Source organism: Vibrio satsumensis (assembly GCF_050337435.1).
Classification (GTDB): domain Bacteria; phylum Pseudomonadota; class Gammaproteobacteria; order Enterobacterales; family Vibrionaceae; genus Vibrio; species Vibrio satsumensis.
Genome location: NZ_JAKJSX010000006.1, coordinates 252,194 through 270,204, shown reverse-complemented (window position 1 = coordinate 270,204; position 18,011 = coordinate 252,194). Strand labels below are relative to the sequence as shown.

Below are 18,011 nucleotides of genomic sequence, written 5' to 3'. Positions count from 1 at the left end.
TTGTGCACAATAGCCCTGTCGCATTGATAGCGACATCCATCAATCAAATTAGGGTGCCAAAATGTTAAAACGTATCGATCTCGCACAAGTTCAACCTGATGCTTTAAGTGCAATGCTGTCTATCGAGGGCTATTTATCTGATGTTGAATTATCTAGCGAACTAAAAGAAATGATCAAAATCAGAGCGTCAATCATTAATAAATGTGCTTACTGTATTCAAATGCACACAACTGAAGCATTGAAGATCGATATCTCACAGCAGAAACTGTTTGCTCTGTCAGCATGGCAGGAGTCACCACTGTTTAATGAAACGGAGCGAGCAATTTTGAGTCTAACGGACGAAATGACGCTGATTTCAAATTCGGGTGTTTCGGATACAACTTATCAGCAATGTCTAAGCTTATTAGGAGAAGAGTTACTCGCACAATCTATGATGCAAGTAATCATGATTAATGCTTGGAATCGCTTTGCACTTGCTACAAAGATGACTCACGAATAAAAATTAAAATCAGAACAAATCCAGATAGTTGTCACTTAAAAAGGTTACAGGCTCTTTTGAGTTTGTAACCTTCTAAATTAATTAGGACGATTCTTCGTGATTTTTGATTGGTACTAGGGCTGAAAACGTCACCACTCGTGCTTTTTGTTTCCCACTCACACCCTCTCCAAGCCATTCACTCCTTATTATTACCATTCGTCGCATTGATAAAACGGCGTTACAGTTTGTGGTTAACCTTTCAACGTCAACATTTGAAAGGGATTAGAAATCATGACTACTTCACACTCATTAAATTCAGGCTCTACCACTTCTTTGTTTAAGCGTTCATTACTGATTGCGCTTGTTTCGTTTGCTCCGTCGTTAGCTTTAGCGAACCCGAGTTCAGACGTGCTTGATATTTACAACCAAGCGGCGCAAGGCAATGAAGATTTGGTTGAGGTGGCTTACGAGCGCCTGAATGACACGCTGCAACAAGACGGTGCGACGCCACTGACCTTGGTCTACTTAGGAAGCACAGAAACCTTAATGGGGCGTGATGCGTTCTTACCTTGGAATAAGATGAAGTATGTGGAAAAGGGTTTATCGACCATCGATAAATCACTGGTTCTGCTTAAAGACGAAGACCAACCGATTCATGAGCAACCTCGTGTTCAAGGGCTACCAGATTCGTACCTAACTCGCGCTATGGCTGCGGTGACTTACACCTCTCTACCAGACATGTTTAATCACTTTGATCGCGGTTATGACCTGTTCCTTTCGTTACTCACTGAAGAGGACTTTCAGCAACAGCACTTCTCTGCAACTTCATGGATTTATCGCTATGCAATTACCGCTTCGATTCGTGCTGAAGACTTCGAGCAAGCACAGGTGTGGCTAGAACAAATGGAAACCGCCGATGCTGGCAATATCGAAACTATGACTGCGAAGGCCCTAATAGCGAAAGCCAAGTAATAGTTGCGAAAGCGAAATAAAGGGCATTGAAGCTAAATAGTTGGCGAGTAATCAGAGGACAAAGGAATGATTGAATTTAAAGGTATCGGCAAATCGTATCTCACTGGCGGTCAAAGTGTAGACGCTCTCAAGGGAGTCGATGGCCAAATCAAACGCGGTGAAATGGTGGCGTTGTGTGGCCCTTCTGGGTCAGGGAAAAGCACGCTGTTGAACATTCTTGGTTTGTTGGATATGGACTATCAAGGCGAGATAAACATTGATGGTAAAGCGTATCCGACTGAGCAAATTGCCGCTGCGCGTTTTCGTCGCGGGTCACTGGGTTTTGTATTTCAGCGCTTCAATCTGGTTCCTGTAATGACTGCGCTTGAAAACGTCGCTTATCCATTGATGTTGAACCAATGTTCGAAACAAGAACAGCAGACCAGAGCGCAAGAGATGTTAGAGCGTGTTGGGCTAGGAGATTACGTTCATCACCGCCCAGACAACCTTTCAGGCGGTCAGCAACAACGTGTCGCGATAGCCAGAGCACTGATCCACAACCCAAGCTTAGTGATTGCCGATGAGCCGACCGCGAGCTTAGACAGTCATACCGCAAACCTTGTGATCGACATTATGAAAGAGCTTGGCCACGAAATGGGCACTACCTTTATTGTCGCAACGCACGACCCAAGAATGGCGCAGCGCTGCGACCGAGTGATTGAACTTATCGACGGCCAACTGGCACCACAAATCACAGCAACGGAGGCGATCTCATGGGCAAGTTAACACAAAGAATGAGCACGTTTTTACTTCCAACTTCGGTGCGTTTGGCGTGGCTTAATCTATTAAGAAATGGTCGCCGCAGTCTGCTTTCTGTATTGATCATCGCCATTGCCGTATTTGCGTTGACGTCGGCAGGAGGCTATGGGCTTTACACCTACGAATCCTTGAGAGAATCGACCGCGCGCGATACTGGCCACCTTACCTTGAGCACGCCGGGTTATTTTGAGCAAGATGAAGACATGCCGCTGAGCAATGGTCTGGATAACGTTCAAGCGCTAACCAAGAGCATTATTGGCGACAGCGACGTGCGTGGTGTTCAGCCAAGAGTCTACTTCAGCGGTTTGGTTTCTAACGGCAGTAAGTCGACCATCTTCATGGGAACGGGCGTTAATGAGCGCGAGTTCGACATGAAAGGACCGTTCCTTGATGTGCGCAGCGGTCAAACCCTCTCGGATGTGAAATCACCAAGATACGACAGCCAAGAGCCACAAGTGATGCTCGGAACCGACCTTGCTCGTAACCTCAAAGTGGCCGTTGGTGATTGGGTCACATTGCTTGCGACGACCAGTGATGGCGCATTGAATGCCTTTGATTTTAAGGTGCAGGGCATTTACTCGACTGGCGTGCCTGAGTTGGATAAGCGTCAGTTGTACGTACACATCACGACAGCTCAAGAGCTTTTAGCTTCAGACAAAGTTAGTACCTTGTCGGTATTCCTTTTTGAAACCAACAAGACATCGACGGTTCAACAACGTATTCGAATGGCTTTGGACAAGCAAGATGCTCAACAAGGTTCTGAAATAGAGATTACCCCATGGCAAGATCGCGCGTTTTTCTACACCAAGGTTAAAGATCTTTACGACCGGATCTTCGGCATCATGGGTGCAGTGATGGCATTAGTGGTGTTCGTGTCGCTGTTTAACACCATGACCATGTCGGTGACGGAGCGCACTCGTGAAATTGGCACCTTGTCGGCTCTTGGTAGTTATCCTTCTGAAATCGTTGCAGGCTTCTTAAAAGAGGCGGGATTACTGGCGGTAATTGGCAGTGCGATAGGCGCACTAGTGAGCGGTTTAGTGTCGGTGTTATTGCTGGTGGTTGATGTGCAAATGCCACCACCTCCGGGAAGAACCGAAGGTTACCCACTCAATATTTACTTCTCATTGGAATTGGTTGGTTACGCCACTTTGGGTGTGCTGGCGATCTGTTTGCTGGCTGCTTATTTCTCTGCTCGCAAAGGCGTAAATAAGCCAATCACGGAGGCGCTGGTTTATGTGTAAATTAACTCGTTCATTCAATACATTGGCTTTCGCGTTGGGCTCTGTTTTAGCTTTGGTTCTAGTATCGACACCAAGCTGGGCAGTCGATTCACAGCAAGTTACCGAGATGATTGCCAAGGCAGACAGCTACCGTTTGAACAGCGAACAGGCGTCGAAAGTGGTTTCTCTGGTGGCGTTATATCAAGACGAACAACTCGATAAAACACGTGAGTACAACGTCTACACAAGACCCAATCGAGAGTCGTTAGTGGTGTTCAAGTCGGCTGTCGAGGCGGGTCAAAAGATGCTGATGATAGAAGACAACTATTGGTTATTGATGCCGAAATCTCGTCGTCCAATTCGTATTACCCCGATGCAAAAATTGCTTGGTGAAGCTTCGGTTGGTGATATCTCAACGCTCACTTGGAGCGAAGATTACCAAGGTGAGTGGGTTGTCGAACAACAGGTTGAGGTGTCAAGTGGTGATCTGCTTGATACCCATCACTTAAAACTCACCGCAAAAACTAAGGGCGCGAGTTATCAATCCATCGATCTGTGGTTAACGACAGAGCGCGCATTTCCAGTTAAAGCGGATTTGTATTTGCGTTCAGGAAAACTAGCCAAGCAAGCGTGGTTTACTGAAGGCGTGCGTGATGGCTTGCCGAGTGTAGTGTCAATGACCTTACTTGATAAGATTCAACCAAGTAAGAAGACCGTGATTGAGTACCGCGAAGTAAGCGAACAAGCCTTGGCAGACAAATACTACAACCCAGCTTACTTATCGCGTAATAGTGTATCTGGGCTTTAGGGGGATGCCATGAAAGCTTCTAGTCGTAAGCCTTACATCAAGTATTCAGCTGCTATTTTGCTTGCTTTGTCTTGCGTAAGTAACACGATTCAAGCGGATGAGCTGAGCTTGGCTTGGGATTGGCAACTCAGTGCCGAAGCGATTGAATCACGAGAGTCACCATTCACTCCTTTAGCATCTGATAATCGCCAGTCGTTAAATGGTTTACTGGATCTTGAGGTTGGTTATAACAATTGGCTTGGCCTGTTTGCAGTCAAAGCCAACGATATTTTGAGTAACAATCCTCAAGGACAAGAGGCGAGCTTTGAATCGGAATTCATCGTGCGCGAGTTGTTTTGGCAAGGTGGTGTTGAGGTGTCTAATTCTATAGTCGGTGACCACTACCTCGATGTGACGCTCGGCAAGGTTCGCCTCGATTGGGGCGTGGGTTATGGCTACCGACCGCTAGACATCATCAAGCCTTATCGCCAAAACCCAGTAGGCATTGTCGCTGAGGAGGGGGCGGGTGTTGCGTCGGCGTCACTGTTCGATATGACGGGCGAATGGACACTGCTTTACAGCGATTCGTCATGGACTTCTCAAGACGTAAATGAATTCGAAAAGCAGAACCAGCAACAAGGATTTGGCTTACGTCGTTACAACCTAGTGGGTGACCATGAGTATCAGTGGGTCGCTTATTATGATGATGTGCGCCACGGCTTGCTTGGAGCGAGTTTGGTTTCGGTCTTAAACCTTGCATGGGAGTTTCATGGTTCGGTGGTCTATCAACAACAAAGCCTTGGCTACAGTCAGCCGGATTCAATGCTTAAACCGGTTTATCTTGAAGAGCAGGGCGAAGCTTATCAAGCGTTAGCAGGACTAACATGGGCCAATGACACGGGCCACAATGTGGTGTTGGAATACTGGTTTGATAGCCGAGCGTGGAGTGACTCTGAGTGGCAAAGCGCAATAGAAAGTGCCGAGCCTTTGTCAGTTAATCCGATGACAGCATTGTTGGCAGGCTCTTACGCGCAAGGTTATCAGCACGCCAATTTGGTTCAACACAACATCATGTTTCACTGGTCTTTGGATTCGACACATGGCTGGCTTGAAGATATCACGCCAACATTTGATGTGATGTTGTCTCCACAAGACGGTGGTTTTATTGCTACTCAGTGGCTCAACTATCAGGCGTTAGATAATGGTGATTCATCGTTGGAATTGGAACTTGCTGCACGCTTTCTAGGCGGTAAAAGTGATTCTGCTTACGCCAACTTACCCGATAGTCATATGATTCTTATAAATATCAAAGGACGATTTTAATGAACACTTCTTCAAACAGTCGGTTTTCATGGATCAAAAGCTTTGCGTTCACCACGCTATTTTGTGTTCTTATTGCGATTACAACCCATACGATTTGGGGCGGCGGATTAACGGTTAATCTAGCAATCAGTTTTGGCTTTGGCTACAGCGCGGTGGGTTCTTCTTTCATCTTGGTTAAGTTGTTCAAGAGAACATCCCGCACGCTTGAAGTGGGTATATCAATGGTGATCGCGATGACCTTTGGTACCTTGAACGCGCACTATTGGTTGAACGGGTATTTTGGGTCCAATATCTCGGACCTTAAATCTGTCGTGTTGCTTGGTGTGATCTTCTGTTCGGTTTGCTATTACTATTTCTACGCACGAGAGCAGCAGTTACGTGCCGATAACGAATTAGAAGTGGCCAAGCGCCGTCAGGCCGATCAAGAGAAGGTGGTGGTGCTGAGTCAGCTTAAACAACTACAGAGCCAAATTGAACCGCACTTCTTGTTCAACACGCTTGCGACCATCAATGTATTGATTGAGAGTGACAGCGCGAAAGCCAAGTTGATGCTCGAAAAACTGACCGACTTGTTGCGTGTGACTTTGAAGAATAGCCGCACTGAGCAATCGACCATCGCACAAGAGGTCGACTTGCTGGATGCTTATCTTAACATCCAGAAAATTCGTTTAGATGAGCGCTTAGCCTTCTCGATTGAAACGAACAACATTAGCGATCAGCAAGTGATTCCGCCCTTCTTAATTCAACCCTTGGTTGAGAACGCATTAACTCACGGTATTGAGCCAAAAGCCGCAGGTGGCGAAGTGAATATCCGTATTACCCAGCAAGCTGAACAGTTGAAGATTGAAGTGTCAGACAGTGGTGCTGGGTTGAAAACGCCCTCTGCGAATACGGGGCACGGTGTTGGGTTAAGCAATATTCGTCAAAGAATCGAAACCCTTTATGGTGATAAGGCGAGTCTAACTATTACTGAACAAACTGAGGGCGGGGTAGTGTCGACGATCTTGTTACCGCTGACTGACGCAGTTGTCTAGAACTACGCACCAGAAAGTACAGAACAGTGACGAAAAATAGACGATTTACAGTGTGAATTTAAAGGATTAACCATGAACAACCCAGCAATACAGCCGAGCGTAACGGCGATTATCGCAGACGATGAAGCACTGTTAAGGCATCACTTAGACAAGAGCTTGGCTGAGGTTTGGCCGGAGCTAGAGATCGTCAGCAAGGCACAAAACGGTTTGGAGGCGATACAAAGTATTCAGCAGCTTAAGCCCGACGTGGCGTTTCTCGATATTCGTATGCCTGAGCTGGATGGAATCTCACTAGCGAAACAACTCAACAAGCTAGATTCGCCGCCATTGATTGTGTTCATTACGGCTTATGATGAATACGCAGTTAAAGCCTTTGAACACAATGCGATGGATTACCTGCTTAAGCCAATCAATGAAGAGCGCCTACTTGCTACCTGTCAGAAGGTGCAAGCGCGTCTGTCGAGTAACCAATCGCAAATAGGTAACCTCCCCGAACAACCTGATATCACGGCGTTAATGGCTCAGCTTCAACTGCTATCCCAATCGACCTCACAACAAGTTCAGCCTCCTTATCTATCGCAGAAAAAGTATCTCACGTGGCTCAAAGCCAGTGTTGGGGAAGACATTCACCTAATCGCCGTCGATGATGTCGCTTACTTCAAAGCAGAAGACAAGTACGTCTCGATATTCAAAAAAGGCCAAGGCGGCTCTCTAGAGGAGTTTATTCTTCGCGTGTCACTAAAAGAGCTGATCGCCCAACTCAATCCTGATGAGTTCTGGCAGATCCACCGCTCGGTGGTGGTGAAAGTCTCCGCCATTGATAAGGTGAAGAAAGGCCTCTCAGGTCAGATGTCGGCTTATGTGTCAGGGGAAAAACTACCGATCAGCCGTGCTTCGCAAGCGTTGTTTAAGGGGATGTAGAGAACTAGCTTAAAGGGATGTAATCGGTTCTTATTAAAACGCTAATTCAAATGAATACAGTGATCTTACATATCACTTGGTAATTTATAAAATAAAGATCCAGATCACAAAGATACTCATCCGGTTCAGTATTAAATAATAATCGTTAACTCAATCTGTATATTGTCGATGAATGACATTAAGAGGTTGTTATGAAAACATATTATTTAGCGACGGCTCTATGCCTAACTTTGGTTGGCTGTAGCTCAACACCAAAAACCACCGAAAACTTAATCCAGCCGGATCCTGCATGGACTTCAGGCCAGCTAGAAAATGGTCTTACCTATCATGTTTATCCAGATCATGAAGCATCGGTATCTGTACGTCTAGTCGTTCACGCGGGTTCGATTCAAGAGACTGATCAGCAAGAAGGCTACGCGCACTTCTTGGAACACATGGCATTCAATGGCAGTAAGAACTTCTCTGAAAATGATGTGATTCGTCTATTCGAAGATGCAGGCGCTAGCTTTGGTGCAGATATTAATGCCTACACCTCTTATGAAGAGACGGTCTACCAGTTAGATTTGCCAGATAACATCCAATTGCAGTCTGCTCTAACGTGGATGCGTGACATTGGTGATGGTCTGGATCTATCAAGTTCAGAAGTTGAAAAAGAGAAAGGCGTGGTTCTTGGAGAGTTTCGTATGGCTCGCCTCGATGATAAGTCATTCGGAGAGAAATTCTTTGACCACTTCATTGAAGGCGGCCCGTATGAATCGCAAGATGCATTAGGCACTAAATCGTCGATTGTTAATGCTACTCCTCAAGGCATCAGCAACTTTTATCAGACTTGGTATCAACCTCAAATAGTTGAACTGGTCGTTTCTGGTGATGTGGATATCAAAACCGTGATTCCACTCATTGAAGAGAAGTTTTCGAACTGGGAGCGTGGCGACACGCCGAGACCAGAGAAACAGAAAGTGACCTCGTTCAATGAAGGTAATTATGTTGAGTATGCAGGAAGAGAAGCACCAAGCATTACTTTAACGTTTAACCGAGGTTTAAATAGAGTTGAAAATCATGCTCAGCAGCATCAACGCTGGTTAGATGAAACCTCGCAACAACTCATTCGCCAGCGACTCGAAGCAGTATTCAATGATGCAGCGTTGCCGACTCAATGGATAGCGTCTGATAACTATCAGATGGGCTCTCTGAACTATTCGTCAATAAGTGTTGGTTTCCCGGCTGGCGGCCGTGAAGTCATCCAACAAGAGCTGCTTTCTACCTTGGCATCACTGCGTGATTTTGGTGTTTCGGAAACGGATATCGTCGGCGAGCAGCACTACTACCAAGACTTGCTGGATAACATCGAGCATGACTGGGATAAAATGGACAGCGTTGAACACGCGAATTACAAAGCGAGTGCGCTTGTAACTGAGCGAATTGTCCAATCACAGAAAGACTATCAAGCGAGTTTGGAAGCTTTCATTGCTAACCTAAGCCTGGAAGCGATCAACGACAACATCACAAATCTGCTCTCTGATGATTACTTTCTTGTTATTGGCATGGACGATTCTGAAGATAGAACAGCTGTCGTTAACTCTCTAGATAGCTTAAAAGCGACTTACAGCGAGCCTGGAACCCCGCCGCTCGCTATTGCTTCTGTAAGTGCCTTTGCTGTTCCTAGTTCGAAGGGCGAGGTTGTACTTGCTGAACAAATGTCCATCGATCCATACATCCAAAAGTGGACGTTAAGCAATGGTATCGACATGTGGTACTTGCGTGACTATGTTGCAGGTGACGATGTTGGTGTGATGTACATGAGCCTCGGCGGTAAATCAGCTTTAGATCCTAGCTTGTACCCTGCCGTTGAAGTTGCGTTACCGACGTTTGCTCGAAGTGGTGTCGGTGAATTTACGGGTTCTGAACTTCTAGCGTATTTTGATCGTGAAGATATTCGAGCGGATTCTTTTATTGGCAATACTCGCCATGGTATCGAATTTAATATTAAAAAAGATGGGCTTAAAGATACGTTTGCTGCGCTTTATACCTTCATCACGGCACCTAAAATCAACCCTGAGCAATTAGAGGCGGTGAAGCAAGAGTTTGTACAGGGACAAGAATCTTTCCTGAGCAGTCCTGTCGGTCAGTTTGAGCGCGCAATAAACCAAAATATCTATAGTCCGGACAGTAGTCACCTTTTTGTTGATAAAGAGCGTGTTGAAGCGGTTTCAGTGAAAGATGTCGATAACCTTCATCAGCAGCTGTTTGGTCAAATGAGACACAACCAACTGGTGGTCGTGGGTGATATCGACCCAAGTGTATTGAAGCCTTTGGTTCAGCAGTACTTGGCTTCTATCCCATTGGAAAAAGCGGCGGTACCTGAGTTTAAAGTGGCTTACAACCAGCCACTAGAGTCACGTATTGATTTGGCGATTAACAATGTAAATAGTGCAGAGTACGTCTTGCGAGTGATCTCTGAACCAGTAAGCGATACCGAGCAAGGCTTTACGGCAAAAGATATTTTCATGGAAAGCTTGCTAGAACGCCTACTGGCGACTCGTTTAGATACTTATATTCGCGAAGAGTTGAGCTTGGATTACTCGCCTTATACGTATTCGGCGTCTGCAGACAGCGAGTTGAGTCATGAATGGGTCATCGGTGCGATGATAGCGCCTGAGAACGTTGATAAAGTGGAAGTGGCGATTGATAAGGTGATTTCAGATCTTCTACAAGGTGTTTCTGAAGAGGAAATGCGAGCGGTTGTGAAACAGTTTGAAGCTGACTTCTCGCCTCTCGAGATGAGCTCTATCGACCAAGCGTGGTATGTGTCTCGTTATCTACTTCATGGTTACGATATCGAAGCTTTGTCTCAAGTTGAGCGAGTGGCGAGATCAATCTCTGCAGAAGAGATGAATGAGTTAGTACAACGCATCTTTGGTGAAAATAGCCGTAAGGTTAAGAACATCATGCGTCCTAAAGCTTAAAGCTTGAAACCAACAAAGAGAGATAACTCAAAGCCAAGCGAGTGTCGCTTGGCTTTCTTGTTTTTCGCTATTCATAACATCTATCCATCACCTGTTGTTAAGTCGTTTTAGATCTATGTAAATCTAAATTGCGAGAACGCTTAATCGGTTGCATCGAATCATTTTCTAAAAAAATGTTTTAAATCAAGACAGCGTTTCATTTGTATTGTAGATTGACGATCTACGAGAATGTTGTTTGGATATTAGATTGCTTAAACTGGGTACCCGATTAGTCTTAATGTTGTTTTTACTGAGCTTTGGCTTAGTGAATTCTAACGGCTATTCGTTTCCTTCTAAGCCATTTCAAATATACTCGGCTCAAGAGCAATCTTCACAGAATGACCTGTGTAAACAAGCCGCTACGGATAATCCGTCGAGCTACTTAGAGTGCGATAAGGCTCAGTTTGGCACAGTGCCTTCTGGTGACAGTTCTAACTATCACGACACTGAGTCTAGCCTTCAAGCAGCAAACTTCAGACGTATGCTCAGCAATGAACAAGAAAGCGTGGCTGATCTTGAGCCTGCTTATCATCTACTGATCGACTTCTCCCCCCCTTCATTACTGGCCTCTCTGCTTTTCAATACACCGTTGTTGGATTCTAAGCAGCACTGGACCAGTATTGTGAGTTCTCCGTCCTCCCGGCTTTCTGGGTGGAAAGAGGGCAACATTCAATACTCGCATTTTCGAGAACTTCTTAGCTAATCGTTGACCCTAAATTGGTCGTATCGATGGTCACTTGTGCCCGTTGAACTCGCCAGTTAACCAAAACAAACATAGTGACATCAGCTTTAGCACCACTATCTTTCAATCAGCTTGTTCTGGTTGTGATTAGCCATCGCTCGTGTTCGCAAAACATTAGACATACCAATCGTAGTAAATAACTGGTCACCCCAGCTGGTCAAAATGCTCGATCACTGCTTTTTTTCGGTGCTATTTTTGAGCACGTATTTACGGTGATTGGTAAAAAAGAAGAGATCTTGACTGTGAAAAAACGCATTCCAAGAAAACAAATTAACCACTACTCAAAGTGGAAATACGTGGTGCTTATCGCCACCATCATCATCATGATTCTGAGTGCTTTGCCTTCTTGGTTTGGCGAGGACGCCTCGGTTCAAATCAGTAACCGCTCTGAACAGACCATCGACGCCACTCAAGTGACGCAATACCTTGCTAGCGAGGGCATTCAAGCCAAATCAGCCTTTCAAAAAGACAAACGTTTAGTGGTGATCTTAGAAGATGCTGAGCAACAAGCGAAAGCCAAAGAAGTGCTTAATGAGCGCTTCCTCGACAACGCGACCGTTGCTCTTGCTATGGAGCCAGCAGCACCAAAATGGCTGACTGACATGGGCTTCGCGCCGATTCAGTTAGGCCTTGATTTACGTGGTGGTGTGCAGTTCCTGTTAGAAGTGGACATGGAACCGGTTTACCACGCACAAGCGCAATCTGTGGTCGACGAGATCACCAGCCAAGTGCGTTATGCACGCGGTAAAGTGGTGAACAACCAAGTTGAATTTAATTTCCGCACTGATGCAGATTTCGAGAAAGCACAAAAACTGATTCGTGAAGAGTTCCCACAATGGCAACGTGACCGTTCAGATAAATCGCTAACGTTAACTCAGTCTGAAGAAGAGCAAAGAACGCTCCGTAACCTAACGGTTCAACAAAACCTGCAAATCATGCGCAGCCGTATTGAAGAGCTCGGCATCACTGAGGCATCGATTCAACGCCAAGGTGAAAGCCGTATCCGTATCGAACTTCCGGGTGTCCAAGACCCTGCAGCCGCGAAAGATGTGATTGGTGCAACGGCATCATTGGCGTTCTACTCTGTTTACGATAACGCGACGCGTAACACTCAAACGCTAAAAGATACGGATGGCAACCGTGTCGTTGTTGCTCGCAAAGCGGTACTGAGCGGCGAACACATTATCGATGCTCGTAGTGGCATTGGTGAGATGGGCAGCGCAGAAGTAAACATCACGCTGGATTCAGCGGGCGGTAAGAAGATGTCTGAGTTCTCTCGTCATAACATCGGCAAGCCAATGGCAACCGTGTACAGCGAGTACAGCCGTGATAGAGCCGGTAACAGCGAGAAAACCAGTGAAGTGATCAGTGTGGCGAACATCCAGTCTCAATTGGGTAGCCGCTTTAGAATCACAGGTGCAGGCAGCATGGCTGAAGCTCAAGAGCTGGCTCTATTGCTTCGTGCGGGTTCATTGACTGCGCCAGTAACCATCATTGAAGAGCGTACCATTGGCCCGTCTCTGGGTGCTGAAAACGTTACTAACGGCTTTGCTGCTTTGGCACTTGGCCTTGGTCTAACTCTCACGTTTATGGCGCTATGGTACCGCCGCCTTGGTTGGGTTGCGAACGCTGCATTGGTCGTCAACATGACCACACTATTTGGTTTGATAGCGATGCTACCGGGTGCGGTATTAACCCTGCCAGGTATTGCGGGTTTAGTACTGACCGTCGGTATGGCGGTAGACACTAACGTGCTTATCTTCGAACGTATTCGAGACAAGATGAAAGAAGGGCGCAGCTTTGCTAGCTCTATCGACCGTGGTTTCGATAGCGCGTTCTCTTCAATTTTCGATGCTAACGTCACCACCATGATCGTTGCTGTGGCTCTATATACCATTGGTAATGGACCGATTCAGGGCTTCGCCCTGACACTGGGCTTAGGTCTTCTAACCAGTATGTTCACGGGCATTTTTGCTTCACGAGCAATCATCAACTTGGTTTGGGGGCGCGACCAGCGCCATGATGTAAGGATTTAAGCATGAGTATTTCAAATATGACTATTTCAGACAGCAATATGACTCGCCTTCGCAAGGTGATGTCTGTGATTTCTATTGTGCTGTTCATGAGCTCTGTGATGCTTGTGGCAGTGAAAGGTTTCAACTGGGGCTTGGACTTTACTGGCGGTGTGGTGGCCGAAGTTCAGCTTTCTGACCAAGTAACTAAAGACGATTTAAAAACAAAACTTGATGCCGCTTTCCAACAAGACGTGCAAGTGGTTGGTATGGCAGAACAAGACCGCTGGACACTGCGTTACAGCCAATTGACGGATGCACCTCAGCCTAACCTAGTGGATGTTTTGTCATCGGTGAGCGACCAAGTACAAGTGCTTAACAGCAGCGTGGTTGGCCCTCAAGTGGGTCAAGACATGGTTGACCAAGGTGGCTTGGCGGTATTGGTGTGTTTCCTAATGATCATGCTGTACCTGAGTGTTCGATTTGAATGGCGCTTGGCACTGGGTGCGCTTGCCGCGATAATCTATGACGTGACGCTTATCTTGGGTCTGTTCGCTTTTACTCAGTTTGAGTTCAACCTGACCGTATTGGCAGCGGTGTTGGCGATTTTGGGTTATTCATTGAATGACTCGATCATCATTGCCGACCGTGTACGTGAAATGCTGCGTGGTAATCCAAACGGTGATACAGACAATCTGCTTAACGAATCAGTTAAAGCGACGTTCTCACGCACCATGGTGACTTCAGGTACAACGCTAATCACTGTATCAGCGCTTTGGCTACTTGGTGGCGCGGCACTGCAAGGGTTCGCTATTGCACTGGTTGTCGGTATTGTCAGCGGTACGTGGTCTTCAGTTTCTGTCGGTATCACACTGCCTAAGCTACTTGGTCTAAAGCCTTGTCACTACCAAGTGAAAGCGCCAGTAGAAGTTGAGGGGGAGTACCCTTAGGGTGTTTATTCGCTAGTAGTACAAGTTAATAAGTAACTCAGTAAAGCCCTTCGTTTGTAATAAGACGAAGGGCTTTATTTTTTATAAGAGTCAGACAGTTAGTCAAAAGAGAGGCTATTTCAAAAAACGATAGATTGAGCAGGAAAGCCCTTAGGATATGAAGTATGTTTATATGACGTCAGTAGAAATGAGGCAAGGGAATGGAATATCGACATCAATGTCATGTAGGCGACCACGGTGATGCACTGAAGCACCCCGTATTGAGTGCTCTGGTTCAGTCATTAATGCAGCAGCATTCACGTCTCAATGTTATCGACACACACTCAGGCACAGGCTGTTACGACCTCACCACTGCGCCAAGCAACCACGCGGGCGAATTTGCCGAAGGGGTTGGGTACTTATGGCGAAACAAGGCTTACCTTCCAGAATCATTCGCGTCTTTTATGTCGGTGCTGGAATACTACAATCCTAATCAACTAATCACGCTGTATCCCGGCTCAGCGGCCATTACCTATCAACAAGGTCGTAGCCAAGACAGCTTCTACTTTTCCGATATTCAGCAAGACGAAGCCGATTTATTGCAAGCCAATATCGAGAAGTTGCAACGCGATCTTGATGTCTCAAGTAAGCTCACCATTACTGCGGGCGACGGGCTTAAAGCGCTACCTGATGACGTGGCAAAGCACGATAATCATCACTTGATCGTTATCGACCCACCCTATGAAACTGATGCTGAATATCTCGCAGTGATTGATGCCTTGGTGAAGGCTTATCAGCAATCTGAGAAAGTGTCTGCGCTGATTTGGTATCCGCTGTACACCGATGACAAAAGCTCACTGATTTTGAATCACTGCGTGACAGCGGTGAAAGATGGCTTGTTACCAAGCCCGATCAAATCGGAATTACGACTGCGCGATCCTAAGGGCGATGATCGACTCATCGGCAGTGGGTTGTTGTTGTTTAATCCGCCTCAAGGCATTACTGGAAAGGTGGCTGACACGCTCGATTATTTACACAATCAGCTCGCAACCAATGGTGAGGGTTATTGGCAAATGAGAAGTCTATAAATCTGATTTATATGGGATTTAAGATTAATTTCTAGACGCTGCTCACTAAATCACTGTTATTTATGTGGTTTAAATTGACCAAACGCTAACTTTTATCGATTGATTAATTGCAGTGAATCATTTAAAAATAGAATATCAATGCGCACAAGTGCATAATGGCTCATAAGTTAAATAATTAGTCCCAGATTAATACCAGATTGTGGTTTACCCCCTAAACTGCATTAGGCTCGCACTAGTCATGCGAGCCTTTCTTTTGCCTGAAGGAAAATCTAAGGCTGTTCTATCAATTCAAAATCCACTACAAAGCTGGATAATCGGTGTAGCCTTTTTCGTTGCCGCCGAATAAGGTCGCGCCGTCGAGTTCTGATAGCTCGCTGCCGTTTTGTAGGCGTGACACGAGATCTGGGTTGGCCACGAATGGGCGACCAAATGCGACAAGATCCGCGTAGCCTTTGCTTAACACTTCTTCGGCGCGTTGTGGTGTGTAGCTGCCAGCAACGATGATGGTGTTAGAGAATAATTCTCTTAGCTCAATTCGGAAGCTTTCAGGAATAACTGGAGCATCATCCCAGTCGGCTTCTGATAGGTGCAGATAAGCAACGTCTCTATCTTGAAGTGCCTTTGAAGCTTCTAAAATCGTTGGCACAATGTCTGGGCAGTTCATGTCTTTGAAGGTGATGAATGGGGCTAAACGTACGCCCACTTTGTCCGCGCCAATCGCATCAATGACGGCATCAACTACTTCAATTAGAAAGCGAAGTCGGTTCTCGCGGCTGCCACCGTAGTTGTCGGTTCGCTTGTTTGAGTTGGTTCTTAGGAACTGGTCAATCAGGTAGCCATTACCACCGTGGATCTCGACACCATTAAAGCCTGCTTCGATGGCTTTCTTTGCTGAGTTCGCAAAATCTTGAACCACTCGATCGATGTCTGCTTGGGTCATCTCCCTTGGTTGGATGCAATCGACCATGTTGCCGTTACCATTCTCATCGGAAATCCACACCTGAGTTTCTATTGGCGCCAAAGCTGACGGCGCAATCGGTAGTTCACCCTTTTGAAAGGTAGGGTGAGAGACGCGGCCGACATGCCATAGCTGGCAGAATATCGCGGCACCTTGTTCTTTTGCGGCTGTTGTTACTGACTTCCAACCTTCGATTTGTGCATCGGTGTAAACGCCGGGTGTGAATGAGTAGCCTTGAGAATCGTCGGATATCTGCGTTGCTTCGGTGATGATTAAACCTGCACTGGCGCGTTGCTGGTAATAGGTCGCCATCATGTCGTTTGGCACGTTTCCAGGTTGGCTAGTACGAGCGCGTGTCATAGGAGCCATCACAACACGGTTTTGCAGTTCTAGGCCTTTGAGTTCTGATGTTCCGAATAATTTGTTCATGGTATCTACCTTGTTTTAATTCAGTACTTTTTAATTCAGTGTTTTTAGTTTTGTGTTCGGGCTATAAGTCGCGTTATTTGCTTTCTGCTGGGCTGAAAATAGAGTTGCTTTGTGGCTTGTCAGCTCGATTGGCTTTAGCGATAAGTAGTAAGCCAATGACAGGGACGACAACGGCTGCGAACGGAATCGTTCCTGCGCCCAGTTGGCTGTCGAGTACCATGCCGCCAAGGAATCCACCGAAGGCATTAGCCAAGTTAAACGCTGAGATATTGGCTGTTGCTGCTAGCTCTTGGCCTTCGCCACCATGGTTCATTACTCGAAGTTGCATGGCAGGAACGTTCGCAAATGATGCAATACCAAAGACAAATGCAGCTGCAACGAATAGGATTTTGTTGTCTACCACTAGGCCCACCACAACCAATGACACGATCATTGCGACTGCCCAAAACATGGAAGCTTTGCCGAGGTTTTTATCTGAAGAGCGACCGCCCAAGGTGTTACCTATGATTAAGCCCACACCCACAATCACTAAGATCCATGTGACCGATTCTTGGCCGTAACCCGTGATGTGCATGGCGATTGGCGCAAGGTAGCCGTAAAGCGTCATAAAGCCAGACCAAGCAAAAGCGGTGATTGCCAAGCTGATAAGCAGCATTGGATTTTTGAACGCCATAAGCTGAGTTTTGATGTCTTTCGCTTCGCTGTGACCTGTTGATTTGATTGACGTTAAGATTGAAATCATCGCAACTGTGCCAAGTGCCGCAACGGTAAAGAAGGTGGTGTGCCAACCGAATTGCAAGCTCACCCAAGTACCGGCTGGAACGCCAAGAACGTTAGCGAGCGTTAAGCCTGCGAACATTTGACCAACGGCGCGACCTGCCATTTTTTCAGATACCAAGTTGGTAGCGACAACTGCACCTATGCCATAGAAAGGCCCTTGAACTAAGCCTGCGATAACACGGCTCGCGAGGAGTAGCGGATAGCTTGGTGCGAGTGCAGACAAGACATTGCCAATAATGAACAGCGCCATTAATCCAATCAGCACCATCTTTTTGTTAAAGCGTGCAAGGTAGATGGTTAAGATTGGCCCGCCGATAACGATAGCTAACGCATAGGCACTGATTAGATAGCCTGCTTGACCTTCGGTGATCGAAAGGGAGGTCGCAATTTGCGGAAGGATGCCTGCGATAACAAATTCAGCGGTGCCAATGGCAAAAGCTGCGAGTGTCAGTATCCAAACTTGGAATGGGATCTTTTCTTTATGGACAGTTTCTTGATGGATGGCTTCTTGTTTCATGATGAGTTACCTATG

At 46.4% G+C, this 18,011-nt stretch carries 15 protein-coding genes; 13 read left to right on the top strand and 2 right to left on the bottom strand.

The genetic code is table 11. The annotated features are described in order from the left end of the window. The first annotated feature begins 61 nt into the window (after positions 1-61). The 13 genes from L4C44_RS08735 to rlmJ all read left to right on the top strand — a co-directional run bounded on the left by L4C44_RS08735 (position 62) and on the right by rlmJ (position 15,312). The gene (locus L4C44_RS08735; RefSeq protein WP_048660563.1) at positions 62-499 is read left to right on the top strand and encodes a carboxymuconolactone decarboxylase family protein; all 438 of its coding nucleotides are present in this window, start codon (positions 62-64) and stop codon (positions 497-499) included. Between the two features lie 270 nt (positions 500-769). Further along, a complete protein-coding gene (locus tag L4C44_RS08730) occupies positions 770-1,450 on the top strand; it encodes a hypothetical protein (protein ID WP_017061254.1) in 681 nt (226 codons plus the stop codon). Positions 1,451-1,516: 66 nt separating this feature from the next. Continuing rightward, complete coding sequence (locus tag L4C44_RS08725; protein WP_428804887.1) at positions 1,517-2,215, top strand: ABC transporter ATP-binding protein; 699 nt, start codon at positions 1,517-1,519, stop codon at positions 2,213-2,215. Further along, positions 2,203-3,492 (top strand): ABC transporter permease, encoded by a 1,290-nt coding sequence (locus L4C44_RS08720; protein ID WP_428804886.1) that lies wholly within the window; start codon positions 2,203-2,205, stop codon positions 3,490-3,492. The genes L4C44_RS08725 and L4C44_RS08720 overlap by 13 nt, the downstream gene beginning before the upstream one ends. Continuing rightward, positions 3,485-4,279 (top strand): outer membrane lipoprotein-sorting protein, encoded by a 795-nt coding sequence (locus L4C44_RS08715; RefSeq protein ID WP_057622713.1) that lies wholly within the window; start codon positions 3,485-3,487, stop codon positions 4,277-4,279. Before L4C44_RS08720 ends, L4C44_RS08715 begins: the two co-directional genes overlap by 8 nt. A 9-nt stretch (positions 4,280-4,288) precedes the next feature. After that, complete coding sequence (locus L4C44_RS08710) at positions 4,289-5,581, top strand: hypothetical protein (protein ID WP_285953398.1); 1,293 nt, start codon at positions 4,289-4,291, stop codon at positions 5,579-5,581. Then, on the top strand, positions 5,581-6,615 hold the full coding sequence (locus tag L4C44_RS08705) for a sensor histidine kinase (protein WP_086714629.1): 1,035 nt from the start codon (positions 5,581-5,583) through the stop codon (positions 6,613-6,615). The genes L4C44_RS08710 and L4C44_RS08705 overlap by 1 nt, the downstream gene beginning before the upstream one ends. Before the next feature lie 72 nt (positions 6,616-6,687). Next, a complete protein-coding gene (locus tag L4C44_RS08700) occupies positions 6,688-7,536 on the top strand; it encodes a LytR/AlgR family response regulator transcription factor (RefSeq protein ID WP_428804885.1) in 849 nt (282 codons plus the stop codon). Positions 7,537-7,727: 191 nt separating this feature from the next. Further along, entirely contained in the window at positions 7,728-10,502 is a 2,775-nt protein-coding gene (locus L4C44_RS08695) for a M16 family metallopeptidase (protein WP_428804884.1), read from the top strand. 277 nt (positions 10,503-10,779) lie between these two features. Beyond that, positions 10,780-11,244 (top strand): hypothetical protein, encoded by a 465-nt coding sequence (locus tag L4C44_RS08690; protein WP_239719112.1) that lies wholly within the window; start codon positions 10,780-10,782, stop codon positions 11,242-11,244. Between the two features lie 275 nt (positions 11,245-11,519). Beyond that, the gene (secD, locus tag L4C44_RS08685; RefSeq protein WP_428804883.1) at positions 11,520-13,319 is read left to right on the top strand and encodes a protein translocase subunit SecD; all 1,800 of its coding nucleotides are present in this window, start codon (positions 11,520-11,522) and stop codon (positions 13,317-13,319) included. 2 nt (positions 13,320-13,321) lie between these two features. Then, positions 13,322-14,245, top strand: coding sequence for a protein translocase subunit SecF (secF, locus tag L4C44_RS08680; protein WP_428804882.1), 924 nt, complete (start codon positions 13,322-13,324; stop codon positions 14,243-14,245). 200 nt (positions 14,246-14,445) lie between these two features. Then, entirely contained in the window at positions 14,446-15,312 is an 867-nt protein-coding gene (rlmJ, locus tag L4C44_RS08675; RefSeq protein ID WP_428804881.1) for a 23S rRNA (adenine(2030)-N(6))-methyltransferase RlmJ, read from the top strand. Between the two features lie 298 nt (positions 15,313-15,610). On the opposite strand, the gene L4C44_RS08670 is transcribed toward rlmJ, so the two are convergent. Further along, a complete protein-coding gene (locus tag L4C44_RS08670; RefSeq protein ID WP_428804880.1) occupies positions 15,611-16,699 on the bottom strand; it encodes an alkene reductase in 1,089 nt (362 codons plus the stop codon). A gap of 73 nt (positions 16,700-16,772) precedes the next feature. After that, on the bottom strand, positions 16,773-17,996 hold the full coding sequence (locus tag L4C44_RS08665; protein WP_428804879.1) for an MFS transporter: 1,224 nt from the start codon (positions 17,994-17,996) through the stop codon (positions 16,773-16,775). Between the last annotated feature and the right edge of the window lie 15 nt (positions 17,997-18,011).

Excerpts from the sequence above, each read along its gene's own strand:
- L4C44_RS08735 (WP_048660563.1), top strand. The coding sequence starts at position 62 with ATGTTAAAACGTATCGATCTCGCACAAGTTCAACCTGATGCTTTAAGT.
- L4C44_RS08730 (WP_017061254.1), top strand. The coding sequence starts at position 770 with ATGACTACTTCACACTCATTAAATTCAGGCTCTACCACTTCTTTGTTT.
- L4C44_RS08725 (WP_428804887.1), top strand. The coding sequence starts at position 1,517 with ATGATTGAATTTAAAGGTATCGGCAAATCGTATCTCACTGGCGGTCAA.
- L4C44_RS08720 (WP_428804886.1), top strand. The coding sequence starts at position 2,203 with ATGGGCAAGTTAACACAAAGAATGAGCACGTTTTTACTTCCAACTTCG.
- L4C44_RS08715 (WP_057622713.1), top strand. The coding sequence starts at position 3,485 with ATGTGTAAATTAACTCGTTCATTCAATACATTGGCTTTCGCGTTGGGC.
- L4C44_RS08710 (WP_285953398.1), top strand. The coding sequence starts at position 4,289 with ATGAAAGCTTCTAGTCGTAAGCCTTACATCAAGTATTCAGCTGCTATT.
- L4C44_RS08705 (WP_086714629.1), top strand. The coding sequence starts at position 5,581 with ATGAACACTTCTTCAAACAGTCGGTTTTCATGGATCAAAAGCTTTGCG.
- L4C44_RS08700 (WP_428804885.1), top strand. The coding sequence starts at position 6,688 with ATGAACAACCCAGCAATACAGCCGAGCGTAACGGCGATTATCGCAGAC.
- L4C44_RS08695 (WP_428804884.1), top strand. The coding sequence starts at position 7,728 with ATGAAAACATATTATTTAGCGACGGCTCTATGCCTAACTTTGGTTGGC.
- L4C44_RS08690 (WP_239719112.1), top strand. The coding sequence starts at position 10,780 with ATGTTGTTTTTACTGAGCTTTGGCTTAGTGAATTCTAACGGCTATTCG.
- secF (WP_428804882.1), top strand. The coding sequence starts at position 13,322 with ATGAGTATTTCAAATATGACTATTTCAGACAGCAATATGACTCGCCTT.
- rlmJ (WP_428804881.1), top strand. The coding sequence starts at position 14,446 with ATGGAATATCGACATCAATGTCATGTAGGCGACCACGGTGATGCACTG.
- L4C44_RS08670 (WP_428804880.1), bottom strand. The coding sequence starts at position 16,699 with ATGAACAAATTATTCGGAACATCAGAACTCAAAGGCCTAGAACTGCAA.
- L4C44_RS08665 (WP_428804879.1), bottom strand. The coding sequence starts at position 17,996 with ATGAAACAAGAAGCCATCCATCAAGAAACTGTCCATAAAGAAAAGATC.